General features: G+C 72.4%; 15 protein-coding genes and 2 pseudogenes. 11 read left to right on the top strand and 6 right to left on the bottom strand.

The features are described from left to right. The first annotated feature begins 37 nt into the window (after window positions 1-37). Window positions 38-4,756: a hypothetical protein gene (locus IE269_RS15840; protein ID WP_229897737.1), complete on the top strand. Its 4,719-nt coding sequence runs from the start codon at window positions 38-40 to the stop codon at window positions 4,754-4,756. Between the two features lie 46 nt (window positions 4,757-4,802). Here IE269_RS15840 and IE269_RS15835 read toward each other — a convergent pair whose 3' ends face one another. Further along, complete coding sequence (locus IE269_RS15835) at window positions 4,803-5,804, bottom strand: GlxA family transcriptional regulator (protein ID WP_189823583.1); 1,002 nt, start codon at window positions 5,802-5,804, stop codon at window positions 4,803-4,805. A 149-nt stretch (window positions 5,805-5,953) separates the two neighbouring features. On the opposite strand from IE269_RS15835, the gene IE269_RS15830 reads away from it, so the two are divergent. Both IE269_RS15830 and IE269_RS15825 read left to right on the top strand, forming a co-directional pair. After that, entirely contained in the window at window positions 5,954-6,856 is a 903-nt protein-coding gene (locus tag IE269_RS15830) for an NAD(P)-dependent oxidoreductase (RefSeq protein ID WP_189823582.1), read from the top strand. Between the two features lie 109 nt (window positions 6,857-6,965). Continuing rightward, a pseudogene (locus IE269_RS15825) lies at window positions 6,966-8,415 on the top strand (MFS transporter). A gap of 70 nt (window positions 8,416-8,485) precedes the next feature. Here IE269_RS15825 and IE269_RS15820 read toward each other — a convergent pair. The 3 genes and pseudogenes from IE269_RS15820 to IE269_RS15810 all read right to left on the bottom strand — a co-directional run. Continuing rightward, window positions 8,486-9,499: pseudogene (locus IE269_RS15820) on the bottom strand (FAD-dependent oxidoreductase); the annotation flags it as partial. Beyond that, window positions 9,417-9,920 carry an SMI1/KNR4 family protein gene (locus IE269_RS15815; RefSeq protein WP_189823580.1) on the bottom strand — a complete coding sequence of 168 codons (504 nt, stop codon included), beginning with the start codon at window positions 9,918-9,920 and terminating at the stop codon, window positions 9,417-9,419. The pseudogene IE269_RS15820 and the gene IE269_RS15815, both read right to left, overlap by 83 nt. A 10-nt stretch (window positions 9,921-9,930) precedes the next feature. Continuing rightward, on the bottom strand, window positions 9,931-10,869 hold the full coding sequence (locus IE269_RS15810; RefSeq protein ID WP_189823579.1) for a helix-turn-helix transcriptional regulator: 939 nt from the start codon (window positions 10,867-10,869) through the stop codon (window positions 9,931-9,933). Here IE269_RS15810 and IE269_RS15805 point away from each other — a divergent pair. The 4 genes from IE269_RS15805 to IE269_RS15790 all read left to right on the top strand — a co-directional run bounded on the left by IE269_RS15805 (window position 10,868) and on the right by IE269_RS15790 (window position 14,276). Beyond that, entirely contained in the window at window positions 10,868-11,311 is a 444-nt protein-coding gene (locus tag IE269_RS15805) for a DUF2000 domain-containing protein (protein WP_189823578.1), read from the top strand. The two genes, IE269_RS15810 and IE269_RS15805, sit on opposite strands and share 2 nt — an antisense overlap. Before the next feature lie 176 nt (window positions 11,312-11,487). Further along, window positions 11,488-12,717 carry a serine hydrolase domain-containing protein gene (locus tag IE269_RS15800; RefSeq protein ID WP_189823577.1) on the top strand — a complete coding sequence of 410 codons (1,230 nt, stop codon included), beginning with the start codon at window positions 11,488-11,490 and terminating at the stop codon, window positions 12,715-12,717. 686 nt (window positions 12,718-13,403) lie between these two features. Then, window positions 13,404-13,586, top strand: a complete 183-nt coding sequence (locus tag IE269_RS15795) for a hypothetical protein (protein ID WP_189823576.1) — start codon at window positions 13,404-13,406, stop codon at window positions 13,584-13,586. 51 nt (window positions 13,587-13,637) lie between these two features. Continuing rightward, window positions 13,638-14,276: a nucleotidyltransferase domain-containing protein gene (locus IE269_RS15790; protein ID WP_189823575.1), complete on the top strand. Its 639-nt coding sequence runs from the start codon at window positions 13,638-13,640 to the stop codon at window positions 14,274-14,276. Window positions 14,277-14,282: 6 nt separating this feature from the next. On the opposite strand, the gene IE269_RS15785 is transcribed toward IE269_RS15790, so the two are convergent. Both IE269_RS15785 and IE269_RS15780 read right to left on the bottom strand, forming a co-directional pair. Then, entirely contained in the window at window positions 14,283-15,140 is an 858-nt protein-coding gene (locus IE269_RS15785; RefSeq protein WP_189823574.1) for a DUF4436 family protein, read from the bottom strand. A 2-nt stretch (window positions 15,141-15,142) separates the two neighbouring features. Further along, the gene (locus IE269_RS15780) at window positions 15,143-16,333 is read right to left on the bottom strand and encodes an agmatine deiminase family protein (protein WP_229897735.1); all 1,191 of its coding nucleotides are present in this window, start codon (window positions 16,331-16,333) and stop codon (window positions 15,143-15,145) included. 321 nt (window positions 16,334-16,654) lie between these two features. On the opposite strand from IE269_RS15780, the gene IE269_RS15775 reads away from it, so the two are divergent. From IE269_RS15775 to IE269_RS15760, 4 genes are all read left to right on the top strand, one after another. Further along, window positions 16,655-17,236, top strand: coding sequence for a TetR/AcrR family transcriptional regulator (locus tag IE269_RS15775; protein WP_189823572.1), 582 nt, complete (start codon window positions 16,655-16,657; stop codon window positions 17,234-17,236). 109 nt (window positions 17,237-17,345) lie between these two features. Continuing rightward, entirely contained in the window at window positions 17,346-18,125 is a 780-nt protein-coding gene (gene ureA / locus IE269_RS15770; RefSeq protein ID WP_189823571.1) for an urease subunit gamma, read from the top strand. Next, the gene (locus tag IE269_RS15765; RefSeq protein WP_189823570.1) at window positions 18,122-19,873 is read left to right on the top strand and encodes an urease subunit alpha; all 1,752 of its coding nucleotides are present in this window, start codon (window positions 18,122-18,124) and stop codon (window positions 19,871-19,873) included. Before ureA ends, IE269_RS15765 begins: the two co-directional genes overlap by 4 nt. Before the next feature lie 72 nt (window positions 19,874-19,945). Continuing rightward, complete coding sequence (locus IE269_RS15760) at window positions 19,946-20,959, top strand: agmatine deiminase family protein (protein ID WP_189823569.1); 1,014 nt, start codon at window positions 19,946-19,948, stop codon at window positions 20,957-20,959. Window positions 20,960-21,062: the final 103 nt, after the last annotated feature.

Genomic DNA, 21,062 nt, shown 5'->3' with positions numbered 1-21,062 from the left:
CGGGGCGTTGTCAGTGGCGCGTGCGACGATCCAGAACATGACCGATTCGTACGACGGACTTCTGCCCCTCGCCGGAAAGGCGCACGTCTCCACCACGTACGCCGACTGGGCCGCCGCCCATGATCCCGGCACGGCCGACGCCGCGCGCGAACTGGTCGACGGTCTGTACGGCGAGCTGTCCAGGACCTGGTCCAAGCCGGGCCGGTTCGTCGACGCGATGGCCGTGCGGGCGCGGCGGCTGCCCCCGCCGCACCTGCCGTGGTTCTGGGACACGGTCGGACACCGCCTGTTCGGCAACGGCAGCAGCGGCCGCCGCGCCGCCGGCCGTGCCTATGCGGCGGCCCGCGCCGCCGAGGCGGAGCACGCGCTGGCGGTCGTCCCCGCGTACCGGATCGCCAACGCCTTGCTGTTCGCCCGCTGCGGGGCCGTCCCCGCCAAGGAACTGGCCGCCCACCAGCGCTTCCTCTCCGACTCCCTGCCCCCGGCCGAGGCGTACACGGCGCTGGAGGAGTTCCTGCTCGCCTGGACGCGCTCCCCGGCGGACCTCCCCGCCGACCTGGTGCGCCGTGTGCGCGCCGCCGCCAAACCGGCCGGGCACGGCGACGCCGAAGCCGCCCGGACGATCGGCGCGATCCTCGCCGCGGCCCGCGAGAAGGCCGTGCCGGACGCCCTGTTGACCGCCGCCCGTCCGCTGCTCGCCGCCCACCGGCCCACGGACGATGTCGCGGCCGGCCTCCTCGACGTCTTCCCGGACGGCGTCACCGACGGCGGCGCATGGCTGCGCCTGCTCGACGCCTGCGGGGCGAGCGAGGCGATGGCGTCCGGTCGCGTCGTGCCGGACGGCGGAGTGGCCCGCTGGGTGGGCCATTTCGTACGGATGTACCAGTACGCGGCGCAGTCCGGCGGCGGGGTCTCCCGGCAGCGGGTGCCCGGGGAATTCCTGGAGCTGATCGGCCGGTTGGGGTCCCGGCTGCGGGCCTCGGAGACCCCGGTCACCCTGCACACCACCCGCTACCACTGGCAGGGCTTCGACGCCGACGTGCTGGACGCCTGCCTCGCGGCCGGGGCCGAGGTCGTCGACCCCGGGGCGGAGATCAGGATGCGCTTCTGGGGCGCGGAGTCGCGCCGCGACCTCGCCGCCCTCGCCGCCGACCCGGTGTTCGGGCCCCGCCTCGAAGGCACCGTGCATGCCGATCTGCTGCCCAGTCGGTACGCCGCGCGCGGCCGGCGTCCCGGCTCGGCGGTCACCCTGCTGCCCGGCAACGAGGGCATCGCCCAAGGGGTTGCCGCCCGTGTCGGGAAGCTGGTCGACACCGTCGGGGGCGGCGGCATGGCCGGGGCCGAAGAGGCGGTGGCCGAGCTGGAGACCGTCCTGGACCGGCCCACGGTGTCGGCGCTCGACGGCATCGCGGACGCCCTCGACACGGCGGGCGCAGCCGGGACGCTGCGCCGCTCGCTGGCGGCCGGGCTGCCCGAGGAACTGGCCTGGCCCGCACTGGAATCGGCCTACGCACAGCTCGCGACGGACGAGGAAGGCCCCCTGCCCGGGGTGGAGGGCGTGACCTCCACCTGGCCGGTGCTGACCGTCTTCGGCCGGGACCGGGCCGTCGCCGTTGCCCCCGACGGGGAGCGCGGCTCCTGCCGCTTCACGATCCCGGACGGCGCGAGCATGTACGCCGTCCACTACGTCGGCGGCTCCTTCCTCGTCAGCTGGACCCGCAAGCCGAGCCCCTACTACTGCGACACGGCTGTGTGGGCCGACCGCCCGAACGAACCCTTCACCCCGGACGAATGCGGTGGCCTCGTCCCGTTCGACGGCAGCCTGGACGGCGCGTACGGCTTCCAGTTCGAGACCGCCGACGGCGGCGGACGGCACGCCGGGCAGCGCGTGCTGCGGCCCGGCGAGACCTCCGGCATCGACCGCGAGGAACTCCAGCTCAGCGACGGCGCCCACGTCTGGACCAACGCCGTCTACGGCCGCAAACCCTGGGAATCCGTCCACCGGGTCACCGGCGAACCCCAGGGCGCCCGCCCCCTGCCGGACTTCCCCGGCCGCGCCCCGGACCCCGCCACCGAGGCCGACCTGTCCCTCGCCCGCGAAGCCCTCCAGCTCGCCCCGCTGCCCGCAGGCCTGACCGGCTCCCCGCTCGGCGCCAAGGACGGCCTCGTCGGCACCCGCATCCTCTTCCGCACCCGCCACCGCGACCACGCCCCCGACCACTACCGGGTCGAAAGCATCGACGGCCGCACCGCCCGCTTCGACATCGACCGCCCCGGCCAGGAACCGTGGGGCCTGTGGGCCGCCCCGGAAGGCGCCGTGGAGGACGTCGTCCTCGCCGAGTCCCAGACCCGTACGGGAGTACGCGCCTACACGGCGGACGGCACCCTCCTCTGGGAGCTGGACGGACACACCGCCCCCCACCGCTCCCGCCCCGTCAACTCCCGCCGCCAGGCCACCGTCTCCGGCGGCACGGCCCTCCCGCCCGCCTTCTGGTACCTGCTGCGCACCCGCGAACCGGCCGCCTCCCGGGCCCTGCGCACCGTCACCGAGCACACGGCGGACGCCCTGCTCACCGCCGCCCTGACCGACCCCGACTCCCTTCCCCTCGCGGTGAAGCGCACACTGCCCGCCGTCACCGACCCGGTCCTGGTCGAGGCGGTCGCGGCCGTGGCCCGGCGGGCGGCCCGGGTCGAGACACGCCGCCGCGAACTGCACCGCCGCGTCGCCCTCCTCGCCGCGGCCCCGCCCGCCACCCCGCGCCGGGCGGCCCCCGACACCGACCTCGTCCCCGCCCTGCACGGGCTCGTCACCGACGGCACCCGCGACACGCACCGCCCCGGCCCGGACGTGTCCCTCCCGGCGACGCTCACCGCCCTGGCCACCGACGGAGCCTGCCTGGCCGGGACGGTCGGGGAGGAGGTGCGCCGCCTCTCCCCGCCCGCACCGCCGCACGACTGGTCGCAGCTGCTGGGCACGATCGACGCGGCGGCCTGGCGGGCCGCGGTGGCCCCGACCCCCGACGCCTCCCGGGCCGCGCTGCTGGCCCTCCTGGACACCTGGGCCGAGCAGCCGTTCGCCCGACGGGGCAGCCGCTGGTGGACCGGCCGCACGGACAGCCCCGAGGCCCTGGACGCGCTGCGGGCCGAGGGCGCGGCGGTGGCGTCGGCCGGGATGCGGGCGGGAGGCAACCAGCGCTGGTACGTGACGGCCGTCGGCACCGGCACGGCGGAACCCCTCCCCGAGGCCCGGCTCGTGCACATCGAACGGGACGACGCCACCCGGCTACGGGCACTCGTCGCGGCCGTGGACACGGACGGCCCGGTCCCGCTGCCCGAGTCCGCAGCCGCCCGCTTCGCCCAACTCACCGGCGTACGCAGCGGGTTGGCGCGACTGGTCGTCGCCGGACTCGTCGGCGGCCCCGACCGGGACGCGGACCTGGCGCTGGCCCGCAAGGCGCCGTACAAGGCAACCCCGCAGACCGCCGAGACGTACGTGTTCCTCCGCAACCGCCTCGGCGCGGACGGCCGCCGCGCCCTCCTGGCCACCGCGATGCCCGAGGACCCCACCGAGCTGTGGCGGCCCGGCGGAATCGACGCGGCCGTGGAGCGGATGGCAGCGGTCTGGTGCGAGCGGCTCGGGGCCAGGCCGGCCGTCGACGACACCACGGCCGACGCCCTGGAGGCCGGCCTCGGACTCGGGGAGGTGTGGGCCCGGCGGCTCGCGGGCGGCTTCGACGCGGACGGCGCCGCGCCCGTGCCCGCCGTCGACTGGGAACTGGCGGCCAGCGCCTGGGGTGCGGGCGTCGAGGTCAGGGCCGTGCCCCCGGCCGGCCCCCCGCTGCCGTACCGCACCCCGGTCGGCCTCCCGTACGGGCTGATCGCGGCCTCCCTCGCCTGGGCGTGGACGGACCGCCCCGTCGGCGACCCGGCGGCGGCCGGAGCGTACGACCTCCACGAGCGGATGCGCGCCGAACTCGCCCGCCCCGAGCTGCTGGTGGAGCTGCGCTTCGGCAAGGTCGAGGGCACCCCGGAGGACATCGCCGAGCGGTTCGGGCCCCGGCGGCTGCCGGTGGCGATGGACGCGCGCAAGAAGGAGGGGCCGTTCGACGTCGTCCCGTACGACTCGGGGGCGCTCGTCGTCTGCGCCCCGAGCGGTGCCGCCTACCTGCGGCCCGCACTGGTCGAAAGCCCCGAGGCCCTGCGCAGGCTCGGCGAGGAGACCGGCCTGACCGACGAACTGGCCCGGCTGGAACCGCTGCTGCCCGGCGGCGGCCTGGAACGGATGATGCACCGGGCGCGCTCCGGGACCGTACCGGACGGGGCGTACGAGGCGGACCCCCGGCAGTCCTGCCCCGACCTCGTCGCCCGCGCGGCCACGCACCTGGGCACCGGCGAGGACGCGGCGGCCCTCTACCTCCAGCTCGCCGCACTCCCCGCCCCCACCGACCGCGACGTCCGCCGGTGGAACGGCTGGACCCCCAAGCGGCACACCGAGGTGCGCGCCGAACTCCTCGCGACCGGCGCGGTGCTGGAGGCCAAGCGGGCCCGCGCCGGGCGGACCCTGTTCCTGCCGGGGGAGTGGACCGAGCTGAAGGCGCCGCACCTGCCGCTGGAGACCGCCAAGCTGACCGCGTACGGGGTGCGGCCGCTGTGGCGGGACCAGATCCTGGCCCCGTTCCTGCGGATTCTGCCGGTGGCACCGCTGCACGAGGTGTTCGCCGGGGCGTGGGAGAGGGAGGTGGAGAGCCTCCGGTAGCGCTGCCCTCGGTAGCGCAGCCCTCGGTAGTGCACCCCCCGGGGCCTCACGCCCTCGCGAGCGTGCGGGGGAAGGCCCGGCGGTAGTCGCTGGGGGAGACCCCGATCTGCTTGAGGAAGTGGTGGCGGAGGTTGTTCGCCGTGCCCAGGCCGCTCAGCTCCGCCACCTTCTCCACCGGCAGGTCCGTCGACTCCAGGAGGGTCTGGGCCCGGCCCAGGCGCTGGTTGAGCAGCCACTGCAACGGCGTCGTGCCGGTGGCCGCCTGGAGTTTGCGGTGCAGGGTGCGCGGGCTCATCGCCGCCCGCCGGGCCAGGTCCTCGACGGTCAGGGGCTCGTCCAGGTGGGCGCGGGCCCAGTCCAGCACGGGGTTCAGGCTCCCGCAGTCGTCGTCCGGCACCGACAGGTCGATGAACTGCGCCTGCCCGCCCGGCCGGTGCGCGGGCACCACCATCCGCCGGGCCAGCTGGTTCGCCACGTGCGCGCCCAGGTCGCGGCGGACCAGGTGCAGGCACAGATCGAGGCCGGCGGTGACACCGGCGCTGGTGAGGACGTCGCCGTCGTCCACGTACAGCACCGAGTCGTCCACCTCCACCTTCGGATAGCGGGCGGCGAGCTGGCCGCTGTGCAGCCAGTGCGACGTGGCACGCCGCCCGTCGAGCAGGCCCGCCTCGGCGAGCGCGAACGCCCCGGTGCACAGCGACATCATCCGCGCACCCGACGCCTGGGCCCGGCGCAGGGCGTCGATCAGCGCCGGATCCATCGGCACGCCCTCCTCGACCACGGGGTCGGGCACCGACGTCACGATCACCGTGTCCGCGCCGACCAGGTCGTCCAGCCCGTACGGGGTGCGCAGCGACAGCCCGTACTCGGACCCGGCACCGGCAACGCTGCCGGCCTCCACCCGGCACAGTTTCAAGTCGTACCAGGGCATGGTCAGGTCGGGCGGCGGCTGCCCGAACACGGTGAGCGGGATGCTCAGTTCGTACAGGTCCCACGAGGGGACCCCGATGTCTTCCGGTACGACGACGGCCACGGAACCAGGACTCATGCCGTGCAGCCTAGACGCAGCCCGCCCCAAGACGTGGCAGGAATTTGGTGGTTGGCGTCACCGCTGTCACTGTTGCCGTCCCCCGTGCCCTGCGATCTTTGTTTCACGAGATCGAACACCGCGAAAGCGGCCGAACACGGAGCAATGGAATGTTTTTTGACACCTCGTCAGCAAACGGCAAGCAGGCAGTGACCGTCCTCGGTCTCGGCAACATGGGCTCCGCCCTGGCCGCCGCCCTCCTCGACCGCGACCACGAGGTCACCGTCTGGAACCGCACCCCCGGCAAGGCCCAGCCGCTGGTCGACCGGGGCGCCCGTCTCGCCGCGACCCCGCAGGAGGCCGCCGCCTCCAACCAGCTGATCATCGCCTGCGTATTGGACTACGACGCACTGTTCGGCGTCCTGGACCCCTTCGCCGCATCCCTCGCGGGCAAGACCCTCGTCAACCTCACCTCCGGCTCCCCCGAGCAGGGCCACGAGGCCGCCGCCTGGGCCGAGAAGCACGGCGTCGACTACCTCGACGGCGGCATCATGACCACCCCGCCCGGCGTCGGCACCCCCGAGGTGATGTTCCTCTACAGCGGCTCGCCCGCCGTCTTCGCCACCCACCGCCCCACCCTCGAAGCCCTCGGCGACCCGATCCACCTGGGCGAAGACCCCGGCCTCGCCTCGCTCTACGACTCCGCCCTCCTCGGCCTCATGTGGGCCACCTTCAACGGCTGGCTGCACGGCACCGCCGTGGTCGGCGCGGAGAAGATCGAGGCCAAGGCCTACACCGAGGTCGCGCTGCGCTGGCTGAAGACGGTCAGCGTCTTCATGGACACCTACGCCGCCCAGATCGACGCCGGTGAGTACCCGGGCGACGACGCCACCGTCGATGTACAGATCGCCACCATCGACCACCTGCTGCACGCCGCCGAGGCCCGTGGCGTCGACAACGCCCTGCCCGAGCTCCTGAAGGCGTCGATGCTGCGCGCCAAGGCGCAGGGCCACGGCCAGGACAGCTACGCGAGCGTGATCGAGGCCCTGCGGAAGCCGGGCGGCGCGTCGTAACCCCCGCGCGGCTCCCTCGTCCCCGTCCCCCTCCCATCCCCAGCCTTCCGCAAGGAGTCATGTCATGTCCACATCACCATCTGGTGTCTCACCGCTCGGCGTCCCACGGATGGACAGACGCGCCTGGGGCGTCCGCCTCGTCCTCTGCGGAGCGATCTTCCTGGAGGGCATCGACGTCGCCATGCTCAACGTCGCCCTGCCCTCCATCAGGTCCGAAATGGACCTGACCACCGGGCAGTTGGAGGGGGCACCTCCCGTTCGAGCGTAGCCGAGAACGGGGGAGGGTCATGAGTGCGTACGTCCTCGGCTACGGCGGCTTCATGCTGCTGGGCGGACGCGCCGCCGACCTCTTCGGCCGCCGCCGGATGTTCCTCCTCTGGCTGACCGTCTTCCTGCTCTTCTCCGGGCTCGGCGGCTTCGCCACGGAGGGCTGGATGCTGATCCTGGCCCGCTTCGTCACCGGGGTGGCCGCCGCGTTCATGACCCCGGCGGGCCTGTCGATCATCACGACGAGCTTCGCCGAGGGGCCCCAGCGCAACAAGGCTCTCCTCGTCTACTCCGGCACCGCCGCCGGCGGCTTCTCCATCGGCCTGGTCGTCGGCGGCCTGCTCACCTCGGTCGACTGGCGATGGGTGTTCTTCGCCCCGGTGCTCCTCTCCCTCGCCATCCTGATCGGCGCGCTCAGTCTGCTGCCCCGCGGCGAACGCCCCGAACGCAGCCCGTACGGGGTCGACTTCGCCGGTGCGGTCACCGTCACCGCCGCGATCGTCCTGCTCGTGCTCGGCGTCGAGCGCGCCTCGCACACCGGAGCGCTGTGGACGGTGGGCACCCTCGCCGCGAGCCTGCTCCTCTTCGCCGCCTTCGTGGTGATCGAACGGCGCTCGGCGTCCCCGATCGTCCGCCTGGGCATCCTGCGCAACGCGGCCCTGGTCCGGGCCAACATCGTCGGACTGCTCTTCGCGGGCGGATTCTTCGGGTTCCAGTTCATCGCCGTGCTCTACCTCCAGGAACTGCGCGGCTGGTCCACCCTCGCGACCAGCTTCGCGCTCCTGGCGATCGGCATCGACGCGATCCTCGCGCCGACGCTCACCCCGCGCCTGGTGAACCGCTTCGGCAACGCGAAGGTGATCCTGGGCGGTCTGGTCCTGGCCTCCCTCTCGTACGCCCTCTTCCTCCCGCTGGGCGTGGACCGGTCGTACGCCCTGATGTTCCCGTCGATGCTGCTGGGACTCGCCCTCTCACTGGCGTACGGTCCGCTGACGATCGTCGCGACGGACGGCATCGCGGAGGAGGAGCAGGGCCTGGCGGGCGGGCTGCTCTACACGTCCTTCCAGTTCGGCTCGGCGCTCGGGCTCTCGGCAGTGACGACGGTCAACGCGCCGGCTAAGCAGGGGAGTTCGCCCGCCCAGCAGATCGGGGGCTTCCGGGCGGCCCTTCTCGTACCGCTGATCGCGGCGGTCGTCGCGGCGGGGGTGGCGGTGACGAGGCTGCGGACGAAGCGCGGACGGACGGTCGAGGTCTCGATCCCGTCGGAGTCCCGGGAACCCCAGCCCCACTGACCCCTCCCGCACCAAGTGCACCCCCGTCACCCTCCTGGGCGGCGGGGGTGCACCCTGTCCCCTCGGACCGTTACTGCTGGACCGCGTCGAAGACCGCCAGGGCCTGGGCCGGGTCGGGACTCACCAGGCGGGAGAGCCCGGTGATGGTGAAGCCGGCCCAGCGTTCGGCCCGGGGCCACATGCGGGTTTCGAAGCTACGGACGACCTCGTCCAGTGCGCCGGGCGTGGCGGGCGCGGCGGCGATGGCCTCGGCCAGTTCGGCACCCTCCAGGAGCGCGAGGTTCGCCCCGGCCCCCAGCGGCGGCATCAGGTGCGCGGCGTCGCCCAGCAGCGTCACCCCGAGGACGTGCGCCCATGTGTGGGACACGGGCATGGTGTGCAGCGCCCGGGGGACGTAGGCCGTGCCGCGCAGAAAGAGGTCGAGGACGGGCCCGGCCCAGCCGTCGAACAGGGTCAGGAAATGCGCCCGTACGGCATCCGCGTCGGCCTGATCCAGTCCGGTCAGCCCGTCCACGGGCGCGCGGAACTGGGCGTACACCTTCACATGGCCCCCGCTGTTGCGCTGGGCCACCACCGAGCGGTTCACCCCGTACACCGCCACCGAACCGTCCCCCACCAGCCGGGCGAGGTCAGGGTGATGCGTGTCGACGTCGTCGAGCGAAGTCTCGATCAGGCTGACGCCCGTGTACTGCGGGACCACGGGCGAGACCGCCGCCCGGGTCCGGGACCAGGCGCCGTCGGCGCCGACGACCAGGTCGTACGCCTCCTCCTCCCCGTCCGCGAAACGGACCAGGGTGCCGTCGGGGCCACCCGGGATCACCTCGTTGACCGTACGCCCCCACCGGACCTCCAACGGCCCGAGCAGCAGGTCGCGGAGACGGCCGCGGTCGATCTCCGGGTTGGCCTGCTCGTCCGGGTCCGGCCGCCAGTCGCGCAGGACCGTGCCGTCCGGGTCCAGGATGCGCATGGCCTGCCCCTCGGGACGGGACAGCTCCTGAAATTCACCGAGCAAACCCGCCTTCTCCAGGGCCAGTTGGCCCATCCCCTTGTGCAGGTCGAGCGTGCCGCCCGGCGGGCGGGCGTCTGCAGTCCACGTACGTGCCGTAGAAGCCGTCCGGGTCGCTGACCGTGAGGGGCAGTTGACGCTGCTCGGGGTGGTCGTCGTCGCACAGGCCGGAGACGGGGCCTTGGAACCAGAGAGGGATGTTCGAGAGCGGGCCGATGCCCCTGCCTCCGAGGAGGAAGTAGCCGGTCGGGTCGGGGTCGTCGACGGAGGTCGGCCAGTCGAAGTCGGCGGCCGGGCCGGTGCCGTTGCGGACCGCGTAGAAGGCGCGTACGTCGGCGGGGAGCCGCAGGTCGAGGGCTTCCTCCAGCGCGCGGAGCTCCTCCTCGGTGGCTGGGGCGGGCAGGGCGGCGAAGGTGCGGGGCGCATGCTGCTGGAGCCAAGTCTCGATGCGCGCCCAGGCGGCGAGGGCGGGTTCGGGTGCGGTCCGGTCGATGCTCATGACCGGGACCCTATGCGGGGTGATCGGACCCGGGGCGATCGGACCCGAGGTGATCGGACCCGGGGTGATCGGCCGCCGACCTGTGCGGGCCCTTCGCGTAGCGGCCGGGCGTCGTGCCCACGACCCTCTTGAAGTGGCGGGTCAGGTGCGACTGGTCGTAGAAGCCGACCGCCGTCGCCACCTCGCCCGCGGGCCGTCCGTCGAGCAGCATCCGGCGGGCGTGGTCGACGCGGCGGGACATCAGGTACTGGTGCGGGGCGATCCCGTACGCGCTGCTGAAGGCCCGTACGAGATGGGTGGGGTGGGCGTGCACCAGACCGGCGGCCTCCTCCAGGGTGACGCCCTCGTGCAGGCGGGCGTCGAGCAGGTCGCGGAGGTCCCGGGCGACCCGGAGGCAGGGGGTGGGAGCGGGGAGGAGGAGGCGGGGGCGCAGGTGGAGGTGGAGGCGTTCGCGGATCAGCGCGAGCCGGCTCTCCGACTCGAAGGAGTCGCCGGGGTGGGCGAGGGAGGCGTGCAACTGTCCGATGCGGGTGCGCAGTTGAGGGTCCGCGAGGTCCGGGTCGTCCACCGCCGCGCCGATCAGGTCCTCGCCGAGCTGCGTCGAGTCCAGGTACAGGACGCGCTTGCGGAAGCCGTGCGCGGTGGCGGGCGAGCCGTTGTGCGGGACGTGCGGCGGGAGCAGGCTCACGGTGTCGCCGGGGGTGCCGCGCTCGAAACGGTCCAGGTCGTACCGTACGGCCCCGTCGTCGACGATGAGCAGCGTCCAGGCGTCGTGCACATGCATGGGATACGCGTGCTCGGTGAAGTGGGCGTGGAACACCTCCACGACACCCGGCACCGCGGGCTGCCAGGCGGATACTTCCGGTGGCGTCGCACGCCGGGGGACTGCGGGGCTCACGCTAGGAACGTACAAGACGGGCCGCCGCCCGACGAGCGAGTCTCGACGCATGAGAAACGAGACCCCTGCTGAAGTCGTCCCCGTCCGCTTCGACACCAAGATCGCGGTTCTGCTGCGCGAGGACCTGGAGACCTGGCAGCGGCTGAATGTCACCGCCTTCCTGGTCAGCGGTCTGGGTACCGTCGCCCCCGAGGTGATCGGCGAGCCCTACGCGGACGCGGACGACACCGGGTACCTGCCGATGTTCCGCCAGCCGGTACTGGTCTTCGAGGGCACGAAGGAGCGTCTGACGGCAGCTCATGCGAAGGCGTTGGGGAGGGAGTTGCCGGTGTCCGTCTTCACGTCCGACCTCTTCCGTACGGGCAACGACCGCGACAACCGCGCTGCCGTACGAGCCGTGGGCCGGGCCGACCTCGACCTGGTCGGCCTCGCGGTGTACGGCCCGAAGAACGCCGTCGACAAGGTCCTGAAGGGGGCGAGGATGCATCCGTGAGGGGAGGGGGCCCAACCCGTACGTCGGGGCCTGCGGACGGCCAGGGTGATCGTCAGGGGGGACTCAGGGGCGGGTCAGGGTGATCCCGAATCGAGCGGGGCGTCCGGGCCGGAAGACTCGGGTTCACCACCAGGAACACCAGTTCCCGGTGCCATGCCTTCCCGAGCGGAGTCCGTATGTCCCTGCGTCGTCTGTCGGCCGTTTCCCTGGCCGCCGTCACAACTGCCGTTGCACTGTGTGCTGTTGGTGGTCCTGCCCAGGCGGCTGCGGGTGCTTCCCCGGGGCTGGACCGTGCAGCCCTGCGTGAGGCGATCGCCCTGCGCCCGGACGACGGTGCGGCCGGTGTCGTGGCCGAGGTGCACCGCGGCGGTCAGATGTGGCGGGGGACTTCCGGCGACGCTGTGACCGGCAAGCGTGTGAGCAGCAGGGCACACTTCCGGATCGGCAGCATCGGCAAGCCGATGGAAGCCGTGATACTCCTCCAGCTCTCCGCCGAGGGGCGTGTCGATCTGGACCGCAGCGTCCAGCACTACCTGCCGGGGTTGCTGCCCGAGGACAGGTTCAAGTCCCCCGTCACCGTACGGCAGTTGCTCAACCACACCAGCGGACTGCCCCAGGACCTCGACGGCGCACCGGCGACCCCTCTGGACGCGGTGATCGACGGCCGCTTCGACTCCCTCAGCTTCGAGAGGAGCATCCAGCAGACGCTGCGCCCCGAGGGGCGCCCGGGGCCCGGGCCGCGCTTCAGCCCCGGCACCAAGCAGGAGTACAACTCCTTCGGCTACCGCATCGCCGGCAAGCTCATCGAGACCCTCACCGGCCACTCCTTCCACGACGAGGTGACCAAGCGCATCCTCAAGCCGCTCGGGATGCGCGACACGGCCACCTCGGTGCCGGGGCGCGCCACGTCCGTGCCCCGCCCGTACCTCCCGGGCTATCTGCCGCGCAGCACCGGGCGCCTCGTCGACGTCAACAAGCAGGGCGGCCTGCCCGCCAGCATGACGTCGACCACCGCCGACCTGGACCGCTTCATCACCGGCCTGTTCAGCGGGCGTCTCCTGCGCCCGGCCCAGCAGGCCGAGCTCTTCGCCGTCCCGCGCGGCGCCGACGGCAAGCCGCTGCCGTACGCCGACGCCTCCAACTGCAACCAGGGTCCGGCAAAGGGCACCGCCTGCTACAGCACCGTGCTGATGTCCTTCCCGCTTCCCGACGGCACCCTCCTGTGGGGCAAGACGGGGAGCGACCCGGGCTACAAGGCCGGTGTCTTCGCCACTCCTGACCTGAACAGCCGTGCCGTGTACGCGATCGGCACCGCCTCGCCCGACGACCGGGCTCCGGCGATTGCCCAGCGTCTGGCGCTTGCGGCCTTCCGGGACGGGCAGGTGGGTCCGGCGGGGGTGGCATGACCTGCTCCTGGGCGTTGGTGCCGGGTGGCGCGGGACCCGGGTCAGGGGCGGGGCGGTCGATGCGGAGCGCCACCGGAGGGGAAGGGCGGGCGCTGTCTGCGGCCACCGGGTGGACGGTCGTGCGGGAGTTCGCAGGGTGGTGGGCTGGGTCGCCGGGGGTGGGGCCGCGCTGTGCGGTTGGCCGGTAACGGGGCATTTTCGCCCCAGCCCCGCCCCTTCACCTAAAGCGCTCAGCCGCGCGGCTGGGTGGGTGGTTGCTTGCGCAGTTCCCCGCGCCCCTTCCAGGGGCGCGGGGAACTGCGCAAAACGCCAGCCACGACGCCCCCGCACGGACCCGTTCCCAGCCCCGCAGGGTTACGGGAAGGGGCGGGTAGGGAAAACCCCGCCCCGGCACCGGGTGCCGAAATACCACCCCACCCCACACCGCACCCCAAGCGGACCTGCGGCGAGTCCCGCAAGCTCAGGGGAAGCCCAGCCCGGACACCCCCATCGCCCCGGGGGGCCTGCGGTGTACTGGTTCCACACCGTGCCGCTGGTGCCGCTGGCCCCGCCGCTGCCGAAGCAACCCGCACCCCCTCCACACGCCGACCGGCGCATGGCGGCAGGACCCGACCCAAGCGCCCGAGATCCGGCTGGCCACCGCGATCGGCCGGCTCTGCCTCACCGGAGAGCCCGCCCCCGACGACTTGCGCACCACCGTCGACGACCTCGCCTCCGACGAACGCGCCCACGCCATGGAGAACCTGCCCCGGATGGCCGCCGCCGGGGGATCCCAGGAGACCGGACTGCACCGCTGCGTCCGCATGATGCTCCACCCCGACCGGCCCGATCCCGAGAATCACGACGACCTGTGGGCTTCGCTCCCATGACAGGGGGAGCGAGCCGGTGGCGCTCCCTGCCCACGGTCGTAGGTTGAGCGGATGACTGAGAACCTCCCGCCCGGTGGTGCCGTGTTCGACGACGACGAGCTTGACGCCCGGTGGGCGCACTCCTGGCTGCCCGGGCAGCTCGCGGAGCGGCTGGACGGGATCGGGACGCCCTGGTACGTCGCAGGCGGGTGGGCGCTGGACCTGTTCCTGGGGGAGCGGACGCGCGAGTACGGGGACCTGGAGATCGCCGTGCCCGAGGGCGACTTCGAGGAAGTGCGGGCGCTCTTCCCGGAGTTGGCGTGCGACGTGGTGGGGTCCGGCCAGGTCTGGGAGGAGGCCGGGGCCGAGGCGCTGGCGGCCGCCCATCAGACCTGGTTCCGGGAGCCCGCGAGCGGGCGGTACCTGTTCGACGTGTTCCGGGAGCCGCACGAGGACGGCATGTGGGTCTGCCGGCGGGATGCCCGGGTGCGGTTGCCGTACGAGAGGGTCGTCGGGCGGGCGGAGGGCGGGATTCCTTATCTGGTGCCGGAGTTGGTGCTGCTCTTCAAGGCGAAGGCGGTACGGGACAAGGACCGGGCCGACTTCGACGCGATGCTGCCCCGGCTGGGGCAGGCGCGGCGGGAGGCCCTGCGCGGGTGGCTGGACCTCGTACATCCCGGGCATCCGTGGCTGGCGCGACTGGAGGAGTGAGGTGGCTCAGGACGGGGTCTGGTCCTCGCGGCGGACACCGCTCACCACCACCACGATCACGCAGAACGCGATCAGGATCTCCGCCCAGAAGAAGGCCAGGTAGTCGAGCAGGCTGCCGATGGGCGGGGTGCCGGGGGCCGCGTTGCGGAAGGCGGCCAAGGCGAACAGCGTCGCGGCCATCCAGCTCAGCGCCGGCCAGGTCAGGCCCTTGCGGCTGCGGACCAGGAACCAACTGCCCAGCAGCACCGCCACCGTCAGCGCCCACATCGCGCACATCATGAACACCGCGAACACCAGCACGCTCCGCGAGCGCGACACGTCCGCCGTGAACGCCGCCGCGTCCCGCACCGCCGTGCCCTCGACGTCGAGGGCGAAGAGGGTGTCGGAGTTGCTGAGCGACATACGGACGGGGACCGGCTCCCCGGCCAGCATCGTGCCGAACTCCAGGTCGGTCTCGTAGGTGTCGAAGGGATAGTCGGTGACCGCCCCGCCCGTGAGGGTGACCGGTACGTCGACGGACGCGATGCGGCGGTGGGCGAGGAAGGTCAGGTCGCCGCGGACCGAGGGGGAGGTCTGGAGGGTCAGGTCCTCGGTGGGGGAGACCCCGCCCGCCTCCGCGTACGCGCCGCGCGGGGTGACGCGGACGCGCAGCACCAGTTCCCTGGCGAGCGCGTCCACACGCTGGACGGACGCGTCGATGTCGATACGGTCCGGGGCCGAGCCGCCCACGGTCGTGCGCGCGTCCTGGTCCTCCCGCTCGCCGAACTGGAGCCAGAGGCCGCCGAGTACGGCGACCGCGACGGTGAGGAGGACCAGGAGCGTGCCGAAGAGGACGGGGCGCCGGGCGGGCGGGGGTGTGGCCATGGTCAGGCGGCGGGCTTTCCGGGCTGGTCGTGGGTGGAGCAGTGGATTCCGCCGCCGCCGGAGGCGATGGTGTCGATCTTCACCTGGACGATGTCCCGCTTGGGGAAGTGGTCCTGGAGGATGCCCTTCGCCCGGTCGTCCGCCTTGCGGTCCCCGAACTTGGGGAGGAAGACGGAGTCGTTGGCGATGTAGAAGTTGGCGTAGGTGGAGACGAAGTCGTCGCCCTCGCCGGTGATCCGGTCCAGGTCCGGCTGCGGGAGGTCGATGATCTCGAACTTCCGGCCGCGGGCGTCGGTGGCCTTGCTGAGTACGGAGCGGGCCTGGTCGGCGGAGCGGGACCAGGAGTCCGGGGGCGTGCCCGGGAAGGCCTGGTCGAGCAGGACGACGCCGGGCGCGGTGAACCGTACGAGAGAGTCCACGTGCGCGTCGGTGATGTCCTGGCCGCGCACGCCCGCCAGCCACACGACCTTCTCGACGCCCAGGGTCTGGATCAGTTCCTTCTCGATCTGGTCGCGGTTCTTGCCGCGGTTGCGGTTGTCGTTGACGATCGAGCTCTCGGCGACGAGAAGGGTGCCTTCGCCGTCGGTCTCGAAGGAGCCGCCCTCGGCGACGAGCGGGGCCTGCACGCGGGGGATGCCGTACTTGGTGAGCAGGGTGCGGCCGACCTTGGCGTCGTTGGTGTGCTCCTGCTTGTTGCCCCAGCCGTTGAAGTTGAAGTCGACGCCGACGACCTTGCCGCCGTCCTCCACGAACACCGGGACCGTGTCGCGCGCCCACAGGTCGTCGACCGCGAGGGGGATGACCTGTACGTCCTTGCCGCACGCCTTCTGGGCCGCCGCCTGCTGGTCGGGGCGGGCCATCATGACCACCGCCTCGTACTCGCCGACCGCCCGCGCGATGCGGGCGATGTCCTCGCGTACGTACGGGAGGTCGTCCTCCCAGACGGAGGCGAGCGCCGGCCAGGACATGAAGGTGCGGGTGTGGCTGTCCCACTCGGCGCCGAAGCGGCGGCCGGACTCGGGCTTCGCGGTGGGGGAGTCGCCGGCCGCCGGGGTGTTCGCGGCGTTGCCGCGCGGGGCGTCGTCGGGGTCGCAGGCGGTGGCGCCGAGTGCGAGCGCGCCGCCGATCCCGGCGAAGGCGCGCAGGGTCGTACGGCGGGAGGGGTGCCGGCGGGAGGGGAGGAGGGGGGACACGGTGGCTCCGATCATGGGCTGGCGCGGTTATATCCGGCCGGGGTACGCGGCGCGTGCGTGACGCGCGCGTGGTCGGGGATCGCGGGCCCGACGTTCACGCGGGTGCAGTCCTGTGGGCCCGGAGGACGCCTCCGGGAGGGGCACGCGCGGATGTGGGGGTGGACGGACGCCACTCTGACATTGACTGAATTTTCAGTCAAGCTGAGAAGAGGGCGGGCGGGGCTGTTTCCGCAGGTCGGGGAAGGTTTCGCAGGTGGGAGGGGTGGTGGGGTGATGGGCGGCCGCCCCGGGTGTCCTGACAGGCCGGATAGGGTTTGCGGCATGGCGTCTCGTAGCACTCAGATCCTTGAAGCAGCCGCCCGGGTCATCGCCCGGCGCGGGGTCCGCGGGCTCCGCGTGGAGGAATTGGCCACCGAGGCCGGCGTCTCCACCGGCCTCATCTACTACCACTTCAAGGACCGCACCGGCATCCTGCGTCACACGCTGGAGTTCATCAACGACCGCGCCGAGCGCTACACCAGCACCGAGGACCCCGACGCCGAGCCGCTCGGCCCGCGCGAGGAGCTGGAGCAGGTGCTGCTGCTGGAGCTCCAGGACACCCCTGAGGTACGGGAGAACAGCTCGGCCTGGGGAGAACTCCAGGCCAGCGCCGTGTTCGACCCCGTGCTGAGGGAGGACCTGGCCCGGGCCACGCTCCAGTGGGTGCAGGAGGTGGCGGTCCTCCTCGGGCAGGTGCGGCCGCTGGCCTCGCCGGCCTCGCTGGCCTCCGCCGCCGAGCGGCTCACCGCGCTGATCCAGGGGCTGAGCATGCGCTGGCTGAGCGGCAGCCTCGGTATCGAGCACGCCCGTGCGCTGGTGACGGAGGCGATCGAGGTCGAGGTGGCGGGGCTGCGGCAGCAGTAGGGGGCCAGTCCGGGGGTTGTGCGCGGCCGTGTGCGGCCGTGCTGCGTAGGTGTTTTCCCGTACGTCATGACTCTTGACTGAATTTTCAGTCAGTGCCACAGTGACCGGCATGCCACTGACTCCCACCGAACGGGACCGTCTGCTCCTGTTCACCGCCGCCGAACTGGCCAGGGCCCGCCGGGCCCGCGGCCTGCGGCTCAACGTTCCCGAGGCGACCGCGCTGGTCGCCGACACCGTGTGCGAGGGCGCCCGTGACGGGCTGCGGCTCGCCGAGGCGATCGAGCGGGGGCGGGCCGTGCTCGGTCCGGCCGACGTGCTGCCCGGTGTCGTGGACGTGGTCACCGAGGTGATGGTCGAGGCCGTTTTCGACGACGGGACGCGGCTCGCCGCCGTGGCGGACCCGTTCGGCGCGCGCAGCGGGGACGACGCGCAGGCCAGGAACGACGAGGCGCCGGGTGCCCTGCTGCCCGGGCCGGAGACCGCCGTGGTTCCCGAGCCGGTCGTCACCCTGACCGTGCGGAACACGGCGACGGTCCCCGTCAGCGTCACCTCCCACTTCCACTTCTTCGAAGCCAACCCGCGTCTCGACTTCGACCGCGCCGCCGCCTACGGCATGCGGCTCGCCGCCCCCGCCGGGGCGTCGACCCGCTTCGACGCGGGCCAGGACGTCGAGGTCGGGCTCGTCCCGATCGGGGGTGCCCGGGTGATGGTCGGGTTCGCCGGTCTCGTGGACGGTCCGCTGGATGCCGACGGGGCTCGAGAACTGGCCTTGAAGAGGGCTGTGGCCTGCGGATATCTGGGTGCGGACAGGACGGAAGCGGACGGGTCGGACGGGTCGGACAGGTCGGCCGGGTCGGGGACGGGCCGTTCGGAAGGGGTACGGGTATGAGTCGGCCGAGCAGGCACAGCGAGCACTGCGCGCCGGGCGAGAGCCGGCACATCGACCCGTACGAGTACGCCACCGTGCACGGGCCCCGCGCGGGGGACAGGGTCCGGCTCGGTGACTCGGGGCTGGTCGTGCGCGTCGAGTCGGACTCGCAGCGGCCCGGCGACGAGTTCCTCGCGGGCTTCGGCAAGACCGCCCGCGACGGCATGCACCTCAAGGCGGCGACCGTCCGCGAGACGTGCGACATGGTCATCACGAACGTGCTGGTGATCGACGCCGTCCTCGGGATCCGGAAGACGTCGATCGGGATCCGCGAAGGCCGCATCCACGCGATCGGGCGGGCCGGGAATCCCGACACCGTCGACGGGGTGGAGGTGGTCGTCGGAACCGGGACCACGATGATTCCGGGCGAGGGGCTGATCGCCACCGCCGGGGCCGTCGACACGCACGTCCACCTGCTCTCGCCCAGGATCATGGAGGCGTCGCTCGCGAGCGGTGTCACCACGATCATCGGGCAGGAGATCGGGCCGAGTTGGGGGGTGGGGGTCAACTCGCCGTGGGCGCTGCGGCACGCGTTCAACGCCTTCGACGCCTGGCCGGTCAACATCGGCTTCCTGGCCCGGGGTTCGGCGTCCGACCCGGCGCCGCTGGTGGAGGCGCTGGCCGAGGGCGGGGCGTCCGGGTTCAAGGTCCACGAGGACATGGGGGCGCACGCGCGGGCCCTCGACACCGCGCTGCGGGTGGCCGAGGAGCACGACGTGCAGGTCGCCCTGCACAGCGACGGGCTGAACGAGTGCCTGTCGGTGGAGGACACCCTCCGGGTGCTGGAGGGGCGGACCATCCACGCCCTCCACATCGAGGGGTGCGGTGGGGGACACGTACCGAATGTGCTGAAGATGGCCGGCGTGCCGAACGTCCTCGGGTCGTCGACGAATCCGACGCTGCCCTTCGGGCGGGATGCGGTGGCGGAGCACTACGGGATGATCGTTTCCGTTCACGCGCTGAAGACGGATCTGCCCGGTGATGCCGCCATGGCGCGGGACCGGATCCGGGCCGGGACGATGGGGGCCGAGGACGTCCTGCACGACCTCGGCGCCATCGGGATCACCTCGTCGGACGCGCAGGGCATGGGGCGGGCGGGCGAGACCGTACGCCGGACCTTCGCCATGGCCGGGAAGATGAAGCGCGAGCTGGGCCCCTTGGAGGGGGACGGGCCGGACGACGACAATGCGCGAGTGCTGCGGTATGTCGCCAAGCTGACCATCAATCCGGCCATTGCGCACGGGCTTTCGCACGAGGTCGGGTCGCTGGAAGTCGGGAAGCTGGCGGACGTGGTGCTGTGGCGGCCGGCCTTTTTCGGGGCGAAGCCACAGATGGTCATCAAGGCCGGATTTCCTGCTTATGGCGTGACCGGGGATCCCAATGCCGCCACGGACACGTGTGAACCGTTGGTGCTGGGGCCCTTGTTCGGTGCGCACGGGGCCACTCCGGCGGACCTTTCGGTGGCTTTCGTCAGCAAGGCCGCCGCTGATTCCGGGTCGTTCGGGAGGCCGTACGACGACATGGCGACGCGGCGGCGGAGGGTCGCCGTGCGGGGGACGCGGGGGATCGGGCCTGCGGACCTGGTCGGGAACAACCGGCTCGGTGCGGTGCAGGTGGACGGGCGGGACGGGCTGGTGACGCTGGACGGGGTGGCGTTGCGGTCCGAGGCGGCGGATGAGGTTTCGCTCAGTCGGTTGTATTTCCTCTGATTTCCTTCGGGTTTATTTCCAGTTCTCTTCGGTTCTTTTCAGAGATTCCTTTTCAGTGAAATGAGTGCAGTGATGACTGAATTCCGTATGCCCGCAGAGTGGTCCGAGCACGAGGGGTGCCTGATGGCATGGCCCACCCGTGAGGATTTGTGGGAAGGCGTTCTGGACGCCGTGAAGAAGGAGTACGCGGAGGTCGCGCGGACGATCGGGCGGTTCGAGCCCGTCACGATGGTGGCTCCGCCCGGATTCGGGGACGACGCCCGCGCGTGGTGCGGGGAGGACGGGGTCCGGGTGGTGGAACTGCCGCTGGACGACTCGTGGTTCCGGGACTCGGCACCGCTCTTCGTGCTGGACGGGCAGGGGCGGCGGGCCGGCGTCGACTTCCGGTTCAACGCGTGGGGGCGGAAGCACGCGCCCTTCGACGCCGATGACCGGGTGAGCGGGCTGCTGCTGGAGCACCTCGGGGTGGAGCGGATCGGCTCCGAGATGATTCTGGAGGGCGGGGCGATCACCGTGGACGGGGAGGGGACGCTGATCACCACGGAGCAGTGTTTGTTGCACCCGAACCGGAATCCCGGCATGACGCGGGACGAGATCGAGGTGGAGCTGAAGGCGAAGCTCGGCGTCGAGAAGGTGATCTGGCTGCCGTACGGGGGGCTGCTCGACACGGAGACGGACGGGCACGTGGACGGGGTCTGTGCGTTTGCGGCGCCCGGGAAGGTCGTTGTCTCCCTGCCCGATGATCCGGAGCACCCGGACTATGCACGGATGCGGGCGAACCGGGCGGTGCTGGAGGCGTCGACGGATGCGCGGGGGCGGGGGCTGGAGATCGTGGACGTTCCGCAGACCGTGTTCGCGGAGGTCGCGGGGGTGCGGGTCGAGGTGTCGTACCTGAACTACTACGTCGCGAACGGGGGAGTCGTTGTTCCCGTGGCCGGGGTGGAGGAGGACGCGGCGGCGCTGGAGGTGTTGGCGGGGGCGTATCCCGGGCGGGAGGTCGTGGGGGTTGCGGCGCCGGTGGTGGCGTGGGGTGGGGGTGGGGTGCATTGCATTACGCAGCAGGTTCCGGTGGTTGCGGGGAGGTAGGTGGGGCTGGGTGCGGGTGAGTGGGGGTTGCTGTTCAATCCGGGGGCGCTGCCCCCGGGCCCCCGGTTTTGGCCCCTGACCCGCCCCTTTCCCTAAAGCGCTC

Origin of the sequence: Streptomyces spiroverticillatus (assembly GCA_014650415.1) — a bacterium.
Classification (GTDB): domain Bacteria; phylum Actinomycetota; class Actinomycetes; order Streptomycetales; family Streptomycetaceae; genus Streptomyces; species Streptomyces spiroverticillatus.
This window is presented reverse-complemented; position numbering and strand designations above follow the sequence as displayed.